Genomic DNA, 16,053 nt, shown 5'->3' with positions numbered 1-16,053 from the left:
ATAGAAATATGAATCGTTTCTATCTTTTATTCTCTATTCGCCGTCACGCCACAGCGTCTCTATTGGCAATTGTGCTGGTAGCGATCGCTATGGGCTGCCAAAATCAAAACCAAACCGCGCAAAAACTTTCGCAAGACACAACGACTGTTCAAAAAGTTGACACTGAGTTGACTTTTAACAATGTCGATTTAGAACAAGCAGACGAACAAGGACAAACGGTTTGGAAAGTGAAAGCGGTGCAAGCAACTTACAGTCAAGATCAGCAAGTCGCACAGGTCAAAAATCCGACAGGAGAATTATTCCAAGATGGCAAGTCTGTCTATCGAATTCAAGCCCAAGAAGGCGAAGTTCACCAAGATGGAAAACAGCTATTCCTGAAAGGACAAATTGTAGCGACAGATCCCAAAAGTGGCTTGGTACTGCGCGGTAATGAGTTAGAATGGCGTCCCCAAGAAGATTTGTTGATCGTCCGCAACCAGTTAACGGGTAGCCATAAACAGGTACAAGCTGTAGCGCAAGAAGCAAGAGTTTTTAGCCGCAAACAGCGCGTTGAACTGCAAGGGAAAGTTGTTGCTAACACAACCGAACCTGCTACGCAACTGCGCACGGAACAATTGACTTGGTTAATTCCAGAAGAAAGATTGATCGCTGATCGCGCGATTGCAATTGATCGCTATCAAGACAAAAAAATTACAGCAAGATCGACGGCGAATTCGGGTGAGTTCAATTTAAAAACCAAAATTGCGACGTTGAAAGAAAATGCGCAAATTGCACTTGTCGATCCACCTGTACAAGTTGCCAGCAACTCCGCCGTTTGGGATTTAAATATAGAAACTGTTACGACAGATCAACCAGTACGCGTCGTGCATCATCAAGAAAAAATGACGATGACAGCTAAACGAGGGCGGATGGATTTGCGACAGCAAATTGCTTATCTCAATGGCGATGTTGTAGGTTCTGGGCAAAAAGGTCAAACGATCAACTCGCAAAGGCTAACGTGGACGATTCCGACGCAGTTAGTTGAAGCCCAAGGTAATGTTGTCTATCGTCAAACGCAACCGCCAGTTAGTTTTACAGGTGATAAAGCTGTCGGAAAACTGCAAAATGAAAGTTTGGTTGTCAGTAGTAGTGGTAGTGGTCGTCGGGTAGTGACAGAGATTATACCATAGAGGCTAGCCTCCGTACAAGATCTCATTGCGGCTGGCTGCGCCCAGCGGGATAGGAATGCTGTTAGAGGATCTAGGAGCGATTGCGGCGGGAACTGTAGCGGTGACTTGCCATTGCTTTAACAATCTTTGCAATAGTTGATCTTGTCTTGCGCGTAAGTCTTCGACATTCGTTCCGCGATTGATAATGGTAAACCAAACTAAACCGCGATCGCGTGTGGGTAAAACTCCGGTTAAAGCACTGACATCGCGTAATGTCCCCGTTTTAATCACCGCAGCTTGGGGAATGCGTCGCGCTTCCATTGTGCCTCGGCGATCGCGGCCTGATACAGGAAATAAATCAGCAACACTCAGCTGCGCAGGCAGTAACTTGCGCTGAATTGCCATTAACATTGCACACGCGGCTCTTGGCGATATGCGGTTTTCGACTCCTAAACCTGAACCGTTAATCAATTGAATTTCTTGCCGTGGAACTTTGGCAGCGGTTGCTGCTATCGATTGTACTACCTGCGCGCCTCCAAGATTTTGGGCTAGCATTTCTGACATTTCATTGTTGCTGTAAATGTTCATTTCCTTGAGAATTTCGGACAAGGGTAACGAACGATGGCGCACGAGCAAGATTTGTTTAGGATTGGGTAAGGATGCGACATGGACAGTACCTGCGATCGCAACTTGCGGGCGCGGCGTTCCTTGGGGCATGGTTAAGTATTGTGCGGTGACTTCACGCGACCATGTTGCTGCGTTCATCGCTTGCTGTAACAGTTGACCAGCTTGTAATGGGTTGGTTTTGTAATTCATGGCGAAATTGCCACTAATCACTAAGTTGCCGGTGATACGCTTGATCCCCATGCGGTTGAGACTATTACCAAGGGCGATCGCTTCTTCCCACACAAAAAAGGGATCGCCCCCGCCTTGAATGACTAAGTCTCCTCGGACAACGCCATTGTTGATCGGTCCAGTTGCGCTAACGAGCGTTTCAAATTGGTGACTTGGTCCCCATGTTTTTAAAGCCGCAAGCGACGTCGCCACTTTGGTAATCGAAGCCGCAGGTAAAGGTTGAGTTCCTTGATTATTTGCAAGTAATACAGGTCCAGATTGTAACCAAATTCCCTGATTGTTTCTCTCTAAGCCCGTAGCTTCTAATTGCTGCAAATACGCTTGTACAGTATTAGCGGCAAAAGGATGAGAATCAGGTGCCAGGACTAACCCAGGGCGGCTATTTAATGTAAAAAACTCCAAAGCATCGACAGGTTTAGGTTGCACCCCCGCCATTTCCAACCACAATGAAATTAGTCCTGAACCAAAAAGTTGCAGCATTCTTGACTTGCCTCACCAATAAATACCAATCCCAATTTCAGGAGACGATTCTAACTCTAATTAGGTGTCGATAAATTTAGGTAGAGAGTTTCAATTTGATGAACGGAAGCATTGCGCTAAATTTGCGCTTGAGAAAATTACTCCGACTTTTCAAATGTTTTTACAAAAATGCTTGAACTACTACGCCAGTATGCGTCTGAGCAAAATATTAATTATCTGTACAATTTTTAATCTCTAACCTGTAACGTTTAATCTGATAGAATTTTGTAGGTTTCTAGAACTTTGAGCAATGGGAGCGACTCGCGCACGGATCGCAATTGATGCTATGGGAGGGGATTATGCCCCTACCGAAATTGTTGCTGGCGCACTGCGCGCACGGGAAGAATTAGGGGTAGAAGTTTTATTGGTGGGAGATCCCCAGCAAATTAAACCTGTTCCACATCAAAATCGTTTAGACCAAATTGCTATCATTCCAGCGGAAGGAACGGTAGAAATGCATGAGGAGCCGCTAAGCGCCATCAAACGCAAGCCTAAGGCTTCGATCAATGTAGCAATGGATTTGGTGAAGCAAAAGCAAGCCGATGCGGTAGTTTCTGCGGGTCACTCAGGAGCCGCGATGGCAGCTGCGTTGCTCCGCTTGGGACGCCTGCGAGGAATTGACCGTCCTGCGATTGGAGCAGTTTTGCCGACGATGATCGCAAGTAAGCCGGTGCTGATTCTTGATGTCGGGGCAAACGTTGATTGTCGCCCGAAGTTTTTAGAGCAGTTCGCGCTGATGGGCACAGTTTACAGCCAGTATGTCTTGGGGATTACAGCACCAAAAGTAGGGCTACTCAACATCGGTGAGGAAGAATCTAAAGGCAATGACTTGGCGGTAAGAACTTACCAACTGCTAAAAGAGAATAAGCAAATCTCGTTCATTGGTAACGCCGAAGGACGAGATGTCCTTTCTGGTCGCTTTGATGTGATTGTGTGTGATGGCTTTGCGGGTAATGTTCTGTTGAAGTTCGCTGAGGCTGTAGGAGAGGTAGCAATTCAAATTCTTCGCGAAGAACTACCGCAAGGGTTGCACGGACACATTGGCACCGCCCTACTCAAGTCAAACCTCAAGCGAATCAAGCAGCGGATTGACCACGCCGAACACGGTGGAGGATTGCTCCTGGGTGTTGCGGGAGTATGCATTATCAGTCACGGCAGTTCCCAAGCACCATCAATCTTCAATGCGATTCGCTTAGCGAAAGAAGCAATTGATAACCGAGTCCTGGAGCGAATTCAGTCACAAAATCGCGGCGTAAATCTAGAGGTCAAGGATCAGGGGTCAGAGGTCAGGGGGTAAATTGCGCTAGAGGAAAAGTGAAGATAACAAATCACTCCACTAACCACTAACCACTAACCACTAACCACTAACCACTAACTCCTCACACCTGCATCTGAACTATGGAGAAGAATGTTGCAAAATTTTGGGGTAGCAATTACAGGGAGTGGTTCAGCCGTACCAACTAACTTCCTCAGCAACGAAGTACTCACGCAGTTAGTGGAAACTTCAGATGAATGGATTGCGACACGGACAGGAATTCGTTCGCGACGCTTAGCAACAGCAAATGATTCTTTGCAAGCGATCGCCACTCAAGCCTCTTTACAGGCGATCGCAATGGCAGGCATCGCACCAACCGACATCGATCTAATTATTCTGGCAACTTCAACTCCGGATGACTTGTTTGGTAGTGCGTGTCAAATTCAAGCGGCTTTGGGCGCAACGCAAGCCGTCGCCTTCGATATGACCGCAGCGTGTTCGGGTTTTGTGTTTGGATTGGTCACTGCGGCACAGTACATCCGCACAGGTGTCTACCAAAATATTCTCTTAATTGGGGCAGACATTCTCTCGCGCTGGGTTGATTGGGAAGATCGGCGGACGTGCGTTTTATTTGGCGACGGTGCAGGTGCAGTCGTGATGCAAGCGAGTAAGCGCGATCGCTTACTTGGATTTGAACTTAAAAGTGACGGCACGCAAAATCGATGCCTCAACCTTGCCTATCAGCCTCAAGTGCAAGCACTCGTCAACGATATCGATGTTGCTAAAGGCAATTACCAACCGATCACGATGAACGGTAAAGAAGTGTATCGCTTTGCCGTACAACGCGTTCCAGAGGTGATTGATAAAGCACTGTTTCGGGCTAATCTCAAGGTAGACCAAATTGATTGGTTGCTGCTACATCAAGCAAATCAACGTATCCTCGACGCTGTAGCTGATCGCTTGCATATTCCTCACCATAAGGTCATCAGCAATCTTGCCCACTACGGCAATACTTCAGCCGCTTCAATTCCTTTAGCACTTGATGAAGCCGTACGCGCTGACAAAATCAAAGATGGCGATATTATTGCTGCTTCTGGTTTTGGTGCGGGATTAACTTGGGGTGCTGCAATTTTTTCATGGGGTAGATAAGCCACTTGCTAATTGCTAAAAACATGACTAAGACTGCATGGATATTTCCTGGACAAGGTTCCCAAAAAATTGGTATGGGAATCGATTTATTAGAAATCGACGCAGCTAAAGCGAAATTTGCCCAAGCTGAAGAGATCTTAGGCTGGTCAGTGACTGACGTTTGTCAAAGTGAAGATGATATCTCGCGTACGCTTTATACGCAGCCCTGTCTTTACGTTGTAGAAAGTCTGCTCGTAGACTTGATGCAACAACAAGGTCAACGCCCCGATCTTGTTGCTGGACACAGCTTAGGAGAATACATTGCGCTCTACGCAGCAGGCGTTTATGATTGGGCAGCAGGCTTAACTTTAGTCAAACGGCGAGCCGAATTGATGGACAATGCGGCGGGTGGGATGATGGCAGCTTTGATCGGCTTTGATCGTGACGAACTCGAAGCGCAAATTCAACAAACTCCCGATGTTGTCCTAGCAAACGACAACAGTTCCGCGCAGGTGGTAATTTCAGGAACTCCTAACGCCGTGAACGCAGTTCTATCGCAAGTGAAATCAAAGCGTGCGGTTCCCTTAAATGTTTCAGGCGCGTTTCACTCTCCTTTGATGGCGGCGGCGGCGTCTGAATTTGAGGAAGTTCTGCGCACCGTTGTTTTTAATACTGCGCAAGTTCCCGTACTATCAAACGTCGAACCAACTCCTGCTGTGGATGGTGAAGTCATCAAAGAACGCCTGCAGCGTCAAATTACTGGCGCTGTTAGATGGCGCGAAACTTGTGAATACTTCCGCCAAGAAGGAATCGAGCAAGTTATAGAAATTGGTCCTGGTAATGTGCTAACTGGTTTGATCAAACGTACCCACACTGACTTAATCTTAAAGAATGTTAGTAGTGCGGCAGACCTCTCTGCTTAGCAGTTAACTAAAACTGAGTGGCTAGTGACTAGTGCGTGAGTTTTGAGTTACCCCTCATTTTATTCTTCCTCTGCCCCTCTACCACCCCTGCACCTCTGCTTTTTTACTCTCTGACCCCCAACCTCTAACCCCTGACCCCTCTTTATGGCTCGAAGCCGCGAACCTTTTGTTAGTCTACTCCTGTACTACGCCTTCAAGTGGTCAGTTGTTAATCCCATGCTGCGCGTTTACTTTCGAGGACGTGTTTATGGTGCAGAAAATGTCCCTCAGGAAGGACCATTAGTCGTCGTTAGCAACCATGCAAGTGATTTTGACCCGCCAATTCTATCATGTTGCGTGCGCAGACCAGTTGCTTATATGGCGAAAGAAGAATTATTTCAAATTCCCGTTTTCAGTCGTGCAATTGAGTTATACGGTGCTTATCCAGTTAAACGCGGTTCTGCCGATCGCAGTGCGATTCGCGCCGCTGTAAAGTATCTTGAAGAAGGATGGGCTGCGGGTGTTTTTTTGCAAGGAACTCGTACACCTGATGGCAAAATTACCGAACCTAAACTCGGTGCAGCTTTGATTGCAGCTAAAACAAAAGCACCACTTTTACCCGTTAGTTTGTGGGGAACGCATAAAATTATGCAAAAAGGCTCGACGATACCGCGTTCGGTACCCGTTACAGTCCGAATCAGTCAGATTATACCTCCACCAAGTTCAACCGATAAAGCTGAACTTCTCGCCGTAACGCAAAAATGTGCGGATGCGATCGCATCTTTACACGACCTGGGGCGCTAACCGTTATTTTTATTATCTTCTGAACTCTAATTTATAGCAATTGAAGAGATGATTAGGAGATGATAGAAGCTTAAAGTTATTGTCAAAAGTTAGCTTGTAATCCTGATCTCTAACCTCTGACCTCTGACCCCTATTATATGAGTGAACCACCAGCAAAACATTTTTGGGAACGACTCAACAATTCAGTTCTCGTTCGCTTTTTATTGTTGTTTGCTTGTGGTTGGGCTTCAATTTTACTTTTAGATTACTTTCAAACTGTCATTATTATCTTTACTTCAGCAGCTATTTTAGCTTTTTTACTCAGCTATCCTGTTCAATGGCTGCGACATTTTTTACCGCATGGTTTTGCGGTTATTGTTGTCTTCTTGGTTAGTCTTGTCGTCATTGCTGGTCTGACTATTACCGTCGGCTTAGCTGTATTATATCAAGGTCAACAATTAATTGATAGTGTCACGACTTTTTTAAATTCTTTAGCACCATTAGTAGGTCAAGCCGAGGCTTTTTTACGCGAACGTAACTTACAAGTCAATCTAGAAGGAATCGAAGAACAAATTCGCAGTCAAGCTTTAGGGTTAATCTTTTCTAGTTTAGCTACATTGCAGATTTTTCTGGCGAATCTTGTCACAATGATTTTAATCGCAGTTGTCGCCTTGTTTATGCTACTTGATGGCGAACGCCTGTGGAGATTACTTCTAAAATTTGCACCGAAGCAACAGCGATCGCGTTTAACAGGAGTCATTAAACGTAAGTTTTTGGGCTTTTTTAGAGGTCAGTTTCTCTTAATGGTTTTTTTAACAATTTCTAGTTTTTTAGTTTTTGTTGTTTTAGGAGTACCTTTTCCATTAGTATTAGCAATTATTGTAGGCGTTTTTGATGCTATACCTGGTATTGGAGCAACTTTAGGTGTCAGTATCATAACTCTAATTGTTGTATCGCAAAGTGTTTGGCTAGCTTTAAAAGTATTAGCTGCTTGTATTGTTTTGCAACAAATTCAAGATAACTTAATCGCGCCACGTGTAATGCAAGATTCGCTGAATCTTAATCCTGTTGTTGTCTTTTTTGCTTTATTAGTAGGAGCAAGAGTCGCAGGAATTTTAGGAATTTTTATTGCTATTCCCTTAGCAGGAGTTATCGTCACTTTGTTCGAGATTGATGAAATGAAAGCAGAAGTATAAAAAAATAAGTCAAAAAAAAAATGCTAGCACTTAGCAATAGAAAAAGTTATGGCTAACCTCTACTTAGTACGAGGTACCAGTATTTTTAAAGTAGTAAAATAAGCATAGACGCCAACATATTTTTGAATAATGGAAGATTTAAGAGCAGAATTAGCAGAAGGTTTAGATGAAGCCGAATGGAATTGGTTAATTCCTCATGTGCAGCGAGATGCAGTAATTTTTGTTGCAGAACAACTCGATTTAGTCGATGTGGGAGTAGCACTTGCGAGTGACAATGTAGCATCAGTGCAAAGCTGGATTGATGACCAACTCATTCATAAACCTTCAGTTACTCAAATATCAGACTGGAATGGCGATCGCACAAAGCGATTTAATAGCTTAATTGTCCAACCCTTCGTTCTCATCCAAGAACTATAACAGAGGTCAGGGTTAAAAATTAGTTAGGGTAGATGATATGACTTGTAACGCTGGCACTTTCCAAAACTCACTATTCACGGTTCCCTATTTCCTAAACTTGGAAGTGAAGCACCAGTACGCCCAGTTGTTAACCATAGTAAAGCCCTCGCGCCATCACGTAGAACTTTTTCCACAGGTTCAGGCGATCGTTCGGATGGTACAGGTACTGGTTGGAACTCCATTCCTCGGCTTCCTAAGACAATACTGCCGATCACTCTGGCGCGGCGCATATGATAGTCAGAAGTAATGAGATAAATTTTGTTAATTCCTTGCGCTTGAAACTCATCAACTAACGTAGTGAAGTTTGTAACCGTATCCACCGCACGATAGTCTAGATGCAAACGACTAAGCTCAATTCCTGCATCGGTAAATACACCTTCTGCATAGTCTTTTGGCGTTCCTCCAGAAACCCAAATGGGAATATCAGGATGTTTTCGCGCGAATTGTGCGGCAAATTTCTCACGTTTAGTAGAACCACCAAGTACCAATATGGCTTGCGGTGGCGCTAACTGGCTTTTGATTTCTTTGTAACCCCACAAAAGAATCAGTGGTAGAACTAGCATAAGATAAGGAAACAACCTGCTTCTAGATTTGCGTCTGTTCAAGGACGAATAACGTTGCTTTCTCAAATAGCTATTTTTACTCAACAGCACGATTATCTAGATTAGCAGGCAACGGGACTGGCCAGATTCGAACCGGCGACCTAGCGCTTCAGATTTGTGTGAGTTTCCTCACTCTCTGGACTATACCTTCACCATAAGCTTAAAAGCTCTTAGGTGGCGATCGTCTAGTCTCTACACCTTCCCTAGTTTGATTCGTAGTTTTAGATTGAGATTGAGATCAAAGCTAAAACCACAAATCTAGCATTGGGCTTGGCTCGGTATTTCCATAGATTCCAACGACTATAACCTAAACTAATCTAGGCATTTATCGTCAGCTAGCTCCTTAGGGTTCACCGACTTTGACCGCATTCATACATAAGGTTTCCCTTATGATGCCCGATATATCAGGAGGCGCTCGCTCTATCCTGCTGAGCTACAGCCCCATTTGTTTAACCATTATAGTCGTAACCAACTACTAAGAAAATGTTTATCAATAGTAGGGATAAGTTATTTGTTTTCCTAATCTTTCCTTAAGGTTTTTTGACAAAAATGCAAAATTTAATACAAAAAGTTAGTAAGTAAATTAACTCAGCATTTGTAGCCAACGGGAAAGCTACTCAATATTTAAATCGTTGCTAGTGTCTATTGCTACTTAATAGTTTGCCAAAAACCTTCGGTATGCAGAATTGGCAAAGTGCATTAAGGTACTAGGAATTGATCCAACTTAGAGGTGCCGTGCTAAGCAGTAATTCCTAATTTCTGACAAGGCAGGCAAATACTAGGGAGACAACCGAAATGCTCAAGCAACTTTTAACAGGTAGTTCTGTTCTTGCTTTTTTGATAGCAAGCAGTGTTACGGTAGAAGCAAGACCAAAAGAACTGATGTTGCAGGCTCAACTGGAAGAAACACCGACCACAATTCCTGCACCGGATGCCTCCACAACTCCTCCTGGCACTGGTACAAGCCCCAATCCTGGCACCACGACTCCAAGTCCAGATGGTTCTATAACCCCTCCCATACCAGGCACTCCAACAACTCCCGATACTGGTACGACCCCTGACAATGGTTCGACGATTCCCGCCCCCGATGGCACAACAGCGCCGGATGCTGGTACGACGCCTGAATCGGAAGATTCGACAACAACTCCTCCTGGCACTGGTACAAGCCCCAATCCTGGTACCACGACTCCAAGTCCAGATGGTTCTATAACCCCTCCCATACCAGGCACTCCAACAACTCCCGATACTGGTACGACTCCTGACAATGGTTCGACGATTCCCGCCCCCGATGGCACAACAGCGCCGGATGCTGGTACGACGCCTGAATCGGAAGATTCGACAACAACTCCTGAGGGTTCTACGAACCCAAGTAGTTCTGGTACTGTAGCTTGTGAACCTATTCCTATGGCAAGCCCCAGTGGAGGAGCGACTAGAGAAAGAATTCAAGCCCAGCAAGCTTGCAGTCAGCCGCTGTAATCTCTGCGCTCAAGTTGCAACAAAAATTAAGAGTCCCCCACATCCCCTTCCCCTTCTAGAGGACAAGTCCGCGTCACAGCGGACTTTTTTTTATTTGAACAACTCCAAAACATTGACTCTAGTTTGAATACCAAGTTGTATCCCAAGAACCGCCACCTGTTTCTAAACCACACAGCGAACTATAGGCAGTAATAATTGATTGCTGGGAATAACGCGATCGCACTTCTAAGCGCACCTCACCCCGCATCGTATCTTTACACGCGAAAATCAAACCGTTTTCTGTCGGCGCGCGTAAAGGAGTTCCAGGCAAATCGGTAGTTCCCGTGAGAGTTACCTCGTATTCAGAATTTGTCGCTTGCATTTGCCAGCTACCCCAGGGCTGTATTTGCCAAGAAACTTGCGAGTTCCAGGGAACAAATTCGTAAAACTTACCTTGGTAGTGAACGCCAATCATCGCCACCGATTCCATCCACCACAACACGCCCCGTCTACCGCCACCAGCAGTTAAAGCTAAGTCAGGTTCACCTTCAAAACAATTGCAATTTACCCAAAACCACTTTTTGGGAAAAGCACCACCCCAGTTTTTTTCTCCATACGCGGGCGCATTGGTAAATTCGTAGCGCTTTCCATTCCAATCGATCCAACCAGAGGCTAACCCGTGCGCCATTAAAATTTGCCACCCAGGTTCAAAGATGGGCAAAGATGACAAAAAACCAGCGGTTGATTGTTGAGGTTCGCCTTTATCTCCCCAGCCATAGATTGGCTGAATTTCATAGTGCCAACGACAATATCCAGTCGCAGGATCGTGAAAACTTCCTTGATTAAGTGTGGCTGTAGCTTGGTAGCCTTCTTTAACATAACGGTCAAATTCAGCAGGAAGTAATAAATTCGGCTGCGTGCGTAAATCTGTTTTACCCCAATGACCTAATTCGAGTTTGGATGCATTTGCCCAAAAACCTTTGACATCAGGGAAAGTCCGCCAGAGATATTCATCGTCAGGACCAAGAATTTGCGCTGCACCACCACTGTAAGGTTTACCCCCGATGGGGTCTTCGATTGAGTACATAAACGCAAACGTCTGACCGCAATCGGGCAAAGTGACACGATAATACCAACCTTCAAAAAAACGGCGATCGCTACCGTCCCAATGGTAGCCGCTATGCGGTGTTTGCGTTGAGTTCAAAAAATTGTTGGGAATACTAAGCATAAAAGCAACAACCTAATCCTTTACCAGTATGCGCGATCGCTTTGGGCGCTGCGCTATGCGCAATCACCTGCATTGGAGTTGAAATGAACAACATCGGTCAATACTACGAAATTCTTGGTTTAAAACCTGGTGTGTCGCTTGCTGAGATCAAGCAGGCTTACCGAGGCTTAGTAATGGTTTGGCATCCGGATCGCTTTCCGCATCATCCGCAACTACAGCAAGAAGCCCAAGAGAAAATCAAAATTATTAACGAAGCTTATGCAATTGTTAAATCATGTCAAACTCTTACTGACCCTCAACATTGTTTAGAACAAGGTAATGCAGGCAGTTCTTTAGAACGAGAAATATATTATAAAATCATCATATTTTCATGGACACTTTCATGGTTTATTTTAGTTGTACTTAATAGTTATCAATAGTTGTTTTTTGGAGAGGCGTACTAAGTTACGTGCTTAATAATATTAATATTAATTATTCAACACGATACAAATTCAGGATTTTCGTCAAAGATGATAAGTTTTAGGTTTGCTGGATTAGCAATAATATCTTTTGCGGCTAAATATCCAGCAATACTCCAGGTTTGATATCTTCTTGATTCTTTACCAATTAATCGCCCATTTTTACCATCGTAATATTCGGGCCATCGATCTTTCCCTAAACGTTCCTCTGCGATCGCGATCGCTTTTTGGGCAAGTTCTTGGCGATTCGTTTTTATCGCTGCCGCAGTTAACATCCATAGTAGAATAGGCCAATTTCCACCGTTGTGATACGACCACGGTCTATTTTTGGGATCACATCCTGTAATAATGCGCCATTCGGTACCTTCAACCGCTGGAAAACAGATTTTCATCGGCATATATCCTACTAAATCGTGCCAACGTGCTTCAATCAAATTCATAATTTGTTTTGATTCTTCTTCGCTGGCTAGTGAAATTAAAATTGCCATGAGATTTCCCAACGCGAAAAAGCGAAAATCCATCCTTCCAGGTCCTAGATTTCCTGCTAAATAGCCGCCATTTTCAGGCAACCATTCGGTTAACCAAGGTGGAATAGAGTCAGCATAAATATTGAATTTATTGGCAATTTCCTGACCAAATTCTTCACCAGAAAAACGATAAATTTCATTCAACCGTTGTAAATTTAACCAATAATATTCGCGTACGTGATAGCCTAAGGTTCCTAAGCGGTGTTTCACAGCATTAAGGTATTCATCGCCATTGTTATCTGGTAAAAGTAACTCTTTCGCTGCGCGTAAAGCTGCATAAAATAAAACTTGAATTTCTAAAGGATGACCGTAAACACCCATACGTCGGTCAATCATAAAAGCGCCATCGGGAACTAGCATTGTCGGGTACATCGCAAACCGATGCACCAAGCAAAGATCGAGAATAAGTTTGATTCCTTCTTGAAAATCGGCTTGATGCGCTAGCGCTAAATCTCCGGTTGCTTTAACGTACGCGCGTAACAACACAATCCACCACAAACAGCAGTCAACTGGAGGGACGCGGGCGATCGCGTGTTCGCCAAAATCAGCAACCAAGCGTTCTTCACTATCAATGTGTTCTACTTTAAAACTCGCAGGCATCAACCCAGGTCCTGGACTAAAACCATCCATTTGCTTTTCATGACTTTGGAGTTTGAGCGTTACCAGTAAAAAATCACGTACAATTTCGACTTGTCCTTCGGTTAAAAAAGCGATCGCTGAAACAACAAAATCACGCACAAAGCACTGATCATAATTGAGTGCTTCCATTTCAGGATCGTTTGCTGCAATTGTACCAACTGCACGCCCTTGATAGTACAAAAGTGATTTATCTAATAACTCTCTTGCCTCTTGCATTAATTCATGGCTAATGTCACTAGCTGTCATCTTTTTAGAACAATATGATAAGTGTGAACTGATGAACTTTTATCTCGTTCAGTAGAGGCGAATCATCTTCACTTAGTCGTAAAAGCACTAAATCTTTGTCTAAGTTTTGACTTGATAGCGCACTAATCTCCGCACATTTTCGCGTGAGAGTCCAAGTTCAGATGCGATCGTCGTTTCGAGTTGATTAAAGTCAGTCACCGGAAAGATAAAATCTAATTTTTTCAAAACAGAATCTTTTGTCAAGACTTCAACTTTAGTAAAACCTTGCTGCTGATTGATTTCTGCTTGGATGGTGACTACTGTGACTGAAAGATGAACTTCAAGTTGAGTATCGGCTTCGAGTTGAGTCGTTGTACCATAAGGACGACTTAATACATGATCTGTTAGCGCACTCGTGGTAAACCAAAAGGCAAATCCAAGTAGCGGTAGAGCTAGCCAAAACTCTAGCCCCAGTGAATACAATGCTCTTAAGAAGCGAAGTGAAATCATACGGCGGCGCATAAGGGAGGCTGAGGGGATCTTTCCGATGGCAGAAGTGCGCTGGAGCATAGCTTTTCTACTATGGGCATCATTCGTAGGCGATCGCGCTGTATGAGAATCTTACTCGTAGAAGACGACCCCGCGCAATTAGAACCGCTTTACGCTGCTTTGTCGCAAGCCGGACATATTGTCGATGGTGTTGAGGATGGAGAAACCGCGCAGTGGTTATTATCGCAAAAAGAATACGATTTACTCATCTTAGACTGGCTACTACCACGCGTTAGCGGCTTGAGTTTATGTCAGCAATTTCGCCAAGCTGGTAAAACGGCTCCTGTGTTGATGTTAACAGCAAAAGATACTACAGCCGATAAAGTTACAGGTTTAGATGCAGGCGCAGATGATTACTTAGTCAAGCCGACAGACATTGTGGAACTTTTAGCGCGAGTTCGGGCTTTAGGCAGGCGATCGCCGCTGTGGCAAGGCGATACACTGCGCATGGCAGATCTTCAATTGCACCTCAATAGTCTTGCTGTCGAACGTAATAACACAATTGTGCAACTATCGACGCGGGAATTTCAGCTATTAGAATACTTCTTTCGTCATCCGCGTCAGGTACTCACCCGCGATCAAATCGAAGAAGCGTTATGGGAATGGGGTACTGAACCTGAAAGCAACGCGGTAACAACTTTAGTTCGCCGCCTTCGCCAACGGTTACAAACTATTAATGCTGCTGACTGGATTGAGACGATCTATGGTATGGGATATCGTCTAAATCCGCCCGAAGAAGATCTCCCGAAAGAGCAGTTACATAGTTAATTAATTTATTGCCGAATTACTGATATGATTACGGGAACAGCAGCCAACTGAAAGGCAACGGAAAAACCTACCACTAAGGTAACCGAGCGATCATAGAGTAGTCCCATCAATGCACTACCTAGAAACCACGCCAAGCCATAACATAGGTAAAAAATTCCAAATGCCGAACCTCGTTGCAGTGTTGGCACCATTGCTGCAACGATCGCCTTCATAATTGATTCTTGCGCGCCCATACCGATCCCCCATAGTGCCATACCTAATAGTGCTAAAGGAGGACTACCCAAAAAAGTTAAAGGTGCGAAAAGTGCAGACAACACAACTGCGAAGACGAAGACAACAATACCATTGCGGTCAAACAATCTCCCTAAAATCAGCGCAGCGATCGCATCCATTGCCATAGCTACAGCATAAAATAATGGAATGTTTGTCGTTTGTGTCAGTCCTGTATTTTGCCAGTGGAACGCAATTAGTGGAAAGTCAGCAAAGCCAAAAGCGATCAACATGACGCCAGCTAAGTAAATCCAGAAACGACGGGGTAAACCTGTACCGGTTAATTCTACAGTTTTTGTTTCAAATTCACGCGGGTTAGGGTAGCGTCGTTGCGTCACCAGCAGCACACCTAGCCCAATTAAAGCTGGAACTAGTAGAATCGCAAAACTTTGTTGATAGCTTTGTTGCCAAGCAAGGACTCCAGCGACAGTAAGCGGACCTGCTACCGCCCCGATTTGATCCAAGGCTTCGTGTAACCCAAAGCCAAAGCCTCTACCTACTTGAGTTGCAGCGTGTGATAACAAGACATCGCGTGGCGGAGATCGTACTGCTCTACCTGCGCGTTCGGCAATTAGTAGTGCGGCTGCTGTTTCCCAGCGTCCTGTGAGCGCCAACAGTGGAATCGCTAGCGTATTGATTCCATATCCTAGTGTTGTGATTCCCCAATATTGTTGCGTGCGATCGCTGAGATATCCGGTCACAAGCCGCAGTGTATAACCAATTAACTCACCTGCGCCTGCGACTAATCCGACAATTGCCCCACTTGCACCTAATACATTAAGATATGCCCCGGCAATGCTACGTCCACCCTCATAAGTCGCATCAGCACACAGACTCACAATACCTAATAAAATGACAAAATTAAGAGCATTTGAGGTGGTTCTCATTGCCCGAAATCATGAGCCAGAAAGTATGCCATAGGAAAAACTCACCTTTTAGCTTGTTACTGAGGTTATCTAATAATAACTGCGAGGTTTTGTCAAGAATTTCTGAAAACTTACTTTAACCTTGAGTTTTGAATCCTCAACAGTTTTAAACTTGCAGGAAGTAAGATATGCCTTACCCCTTACACTGAACATCCTTAACGAGT

The 16,053-nt window shown here is 44.5% G+C and carries 16 protein-coding genes; 10 read left to right on the top strand and 6 right to left on the bottom strand.

The features are described from left to right. The first annotated feature begins 8 nt into the window (after window positions 1–8). Window positions 9–1,169: an LPS export ABC transporter periplasmic protein LptC gene (gene lptC / locus NIES1031_RS02075; protein ID WP_073547875.1), complete on the top strand. Its 1,161-nt coding sequence runs from the start codon at window positions 9–11 to the stop codon at window positions 1,167–1,169. Between the two features lie 3 nt (window positions 1,170–1,172). On the opposite strand, the gene NIES1031_RS02070 is transcribed toward lptC, so the two are convergent. Then, window positions 1,173–2,483: a D-alanyl-D-alanine carboxypeptidase gene (locus tag NIES1031_RS02070; protein WP_073547874.1), complete on the bottom strand. Its 1,311-nt coding sequence runs from the start codon at window positions 2,481–2,483 to the stop codon at window positions 1,173–1,175. Window positions 2,484–2,772: 289 nt separating this feature from the next. Between NIES1031_RS02070 and plsX the strand changes: the two genes are divergently transcribed. The 6 genes from plsX to NIES1031_RS02040 all read left to right on the top strand — a co-directional run bounded on the left by plsX (window position 2,773) and on the right by NIES1031_RS02040 (window position 8,203). After that, the gene (gene plsX / locus NIES1031_RS02065) at window positions 2,773–3,819 is read left to right on the top strand and encodes a phosphate acyltransferase PlsX (protein WP_073547873.1); all 1,047 of its coding nucleotides are present in this window, start codon (window positions 2,773–2,775) and stop codon (window positions 3,817–3,819) included. Between the two features lie 111 nt (window positions 3,820–3,930). Further along, entirely contained in the window at window positions 3,931–4,926 is a 996-nt protein-coding gene (locus NIES1031_RS02060) for a beta-ketoacyl-ACP synthase 3 (RefSeq protein ID WP_330219931.1), read from the top strand. Between the two features lie 23 nt (window positions 4,927–4,949). After that, window positions 4,950–5,828, top strand: coding sequence for an ACP S-malonyltransferase (gene fabD / locus NIES1031_RS02055; RefSeq protein WP_073547872.1), 879 nt, complete (start codon window positions 4,950–4,952; stop codon window positions 5,826–5,828). 144 nt (window positions 5,829–5,972) lie between these two features. Further along, window positions 5,973–6,611 carry a lysophospholipid acyltransferase family protein gene (locus NIES1031_RS02050; RefSeq protein WP_073547871.1) on the top strand — a complete coding sequence of 213 codons (639 nt, stop codon included), beginning with the start codon at window positions 5,973–5,975 and terminating at the stop codon, window positions 6,609–6,611. Between the two features lie 137 nt (window positions 6,612–6,748). Then, a complete protein-coding gene (locus NIES1031_RS02045) occupies window positions 6,749–7,786 on the top strand; it encodes an AI-2E family transporter (protein ID WP_073547870.1) in 1,038 nt (345 codons plus the stop codon). A 129-nt stretch (window positions 7,787–7,915) separates the two neighbouring features. Then, window positions 7,916–8,203: a DUF2288 domain-containing protein gene (locus NIES1031_RS02040; RefSeq protein WP_015189810.1), complete on the top strand. Its 288-nt coding sequence runs from the start codon at window positions 7,916–7,918 to the stop codon at window positions 8,201–8,203. Between the two features lie 74 nt (window positions 8,204–8,277). On the opposite strand, the gene NIES1031_RS02035 is transcribed toward NIES1031_RS02040, so the two are convergent. Beyond that, complete coding sequence (locus NIES1031_RS02035; RefSeq protein ID WP_218596638.1) at window positions 8,278–8,895, bottom strand: YdcF family protein; 618 nt, start codon at window positions 8,893–8,895, stop codon at window positions 8,278–8,280. A gap of 744 nt (window positions 8,896–9,639) precedes the next feature. Here NIES1031_RS02035 and NIES1031_RS23585 point away from each other — a divergent pair. Beyond that, on the top strand, window positions 9,640–10,320 hold the full coding sequence (locus tag NIES1031_RS23585) for a hypothetical protein (protein WP_143167687.1): 681 nt from the start codon (window positions 9,640–9,642) through the stop codon (window positions 10,318–10,320). Window positions 10,321–10,438: 118 nt separating this feature from the next. Here the strand turns inward: NIES1031_RS23585 and NIES1031_RS02025 are convergent, their stop codons facing one another. Beyond that, complete coding sequence (locus tag NIES1031_RS02025) at window positions 10,439–11,527, bottom strand: tocopherol cyclase family protein (RefSeq protein WP_073547868.1); 1,089 nt, start codon at window positions 11,525–11,527, stop codon at window positions 10,439–10,441. Between the two features lie 83 nt (window positions 11,528–11,610). Here NIES1031_RS02025 and NIES1031_RS02020 point away from each other — a divergent pair, with 83 nt between their 5' ends. Next, window positions 11,611–11,946, top strand: a complete 336-nt coding sequence (locus NIES1031_RS02020; RefSeq protein WP_073547867.1) for a J domain-containing protein — start codon at window positions 11,611–11,613, stop codon at window positions 11,944–11,946. Window positions 11,947–12,002: 56 nt separating this feature from the next. On the opposite strand, the gene NIES1031_RS02015 is transcribed toward NIES1031_RS02020, so the two are convergent. Together NIES1031_RS02015 and NIES1031_RS02010 are read right to left on the bottom strand one after the other, a co-directional pair. Next, window positions 12,003–13,397, bottom strand: coding sequence for a glycoside hydrolase 100 family protein (locus NIES1031_RS02015; protein WP_073547866.1), 1,395 nt, complete (start codon window positions 13,395–13,397; stop codon window positions 12,003–12,005). Between the two features lie 99 nt (window positions 13,398–13,496). After that, the gene (locus NIES1031_RS02010; RefSeq protein ID WP_073548101.1) at window positions 13,497–13,886 is read right to left on the bottom strand and encodes a hypothetical protein; all 390 of its coding nucleotides are present in this window, start codon (window positions 13,884–13,886) and stop codon (window positions 13,497–13,499) included. 102 nt (window positions 13,887–13,988) lie between these two features. Here NIES1031_RS02010 and rppA point away from each other — a divergent pair, with 102 nt between their 5' ends. After that, window positions 13,989–14,693, top strand: a complete 705-nt coding sequence (gene rppA / locus NIES1031_RS02005; RefSeq protein WP_073548100.1) for a two-component system response regulator RppA — start codon at window positions 13,989–13,991, stop codon at window positions 14,691–14,693. A gap of 5 nt (window positions 14,694–14,698) precedes the next feature. On the opposite strand, the gene NIES1031_RS02000 is transcribed toward rppA, so the two are convergent. Further along, window positions 14,699–15,850: an MFS transporter gene (locus NIES1031_RS02000; RefSeq protein WP_073547865.1), complete on the bottom strand. Its 1,152-nt coding sequence runs from the start codon at window positions 15,848–15,850 to the stop codon at window positions 14,699–14,701. Window positions 15,851–16,053: the final 203 nt, after the last annotated feature.

It is taken from the genome of Chroogloeocystis siderophila 5.2 s.c.1, from assembly GCF_001904655.1.
Lineage (GTDB): Bacteria > Cyanobacteriota > Cyanobacteriia > Cyanobacteriales > Chroococcidiopsidaceae > Chroogloeocystis > Chroogloeocystis siderophila.
Note: the sequence above shows the minus strand (reverse complement) of the source record. Positions and strands in the feature narration are given on the sequence as shown.

Coding starts and splice junctions, on each gene's coding strand:
- lptC (WP_073547875.1), top strand. CDS start 9: ATGAATCGTTTCTATCTTTTATTCTCTATTCGCCGTCACGCCACAGCG.
- NIES1031_RS02070 (WP_073547874.1), bottom strand. CDS start 2,483: ATGCTGCAACTTTTTGGTTCAGGACTAATTTCATTGTGGTTGGAAATG.
- plsX (WP_073547873.1), top strand. CDS start 2,773: ATGGGAGCGACTCGCGCACGGATCGCAATTGATGCTATGGGAGGGGAT.
- NIES1031_RS02060 (WP_330219931.1), top strand. CDS start 3,931: ATGTTGCAAAATTTTGGGGTAGCAATTACAGGGAGTGGTTCAGCCGTA.
- fabD (WP_073547872.1), top strand. CDS start 4,950: ATGACTAAGACTGCATGGATATTTCCTGGACAAGGTTCCCAAAAAATT.
- NIES1031_RS02050 (WP_073547871.1), top strand. CDS start 5,973: ATGGCTCGAAGCCGCGAACCTTTTGTTAGTCTACTCCTGTACTACGCC.
- NIES1031_RS02045 (WP_073547870.1), top strand. CDS start 6,749: ATGAGTGAACCACCAGCAAAACATTTTTGGGAACGACTCAACAATTCA.
- NIES1031_RS02040 (WP_015189810.1), top strand. CDS start 7,916: ATGGAAGATTTAAGAGCAGAATTAGCAGAAGGTTTAGATGAAGCCGAA.
- NIES1031_RS23585 (WP_143167687.1), top strand. CDS start 9,640: ATGCTCAAGCAACTTTTAACAGGTAGTTCTGTTCTTGCTTTTTTGATA.
- NIES1031_RS02025 (WP_073547868.1), bottom strand. CDS start 11,527: ATGCTTAGTATTCCCAACAATTTTTTGAACTCAACGCAAACACCGCAT.
- NIES1031_RS02020 (WP_073547867.1), top strand. CDS start 11,611: ATGAACAACATCGGTCAATACTACGAAATTCTTGGTTTAAAACCTGGT.
- NIES1031_RS02015 (WP_073547866.1), bottom strand. CDS start 13,397: ATGACAGCTAGTGACATTAGCCATGAATTAATGCAAGAGGCAAGAGAG.
- NIES1031_RS02010 (WP_073548101.1), bottom strand. CDS start 13,886: ATGATTTCACTTCGCTTCTTAAGAGCATTGTATTCACTGGGGCTAGAG.
- rppA (WP_073548100.1), top strand. CDS start 13,989: ATGAGAATCTTACTCGTAGAAGACGACCCCGCGCAATTAGAACCGCTT.
- NIES1031_RS02000 (WP_073547865.1), bottom strand. CDS start 15,850: ATGAGAACCACCTCAAATGCTCTTAATTTTGTCATTTTATTAGGTATT.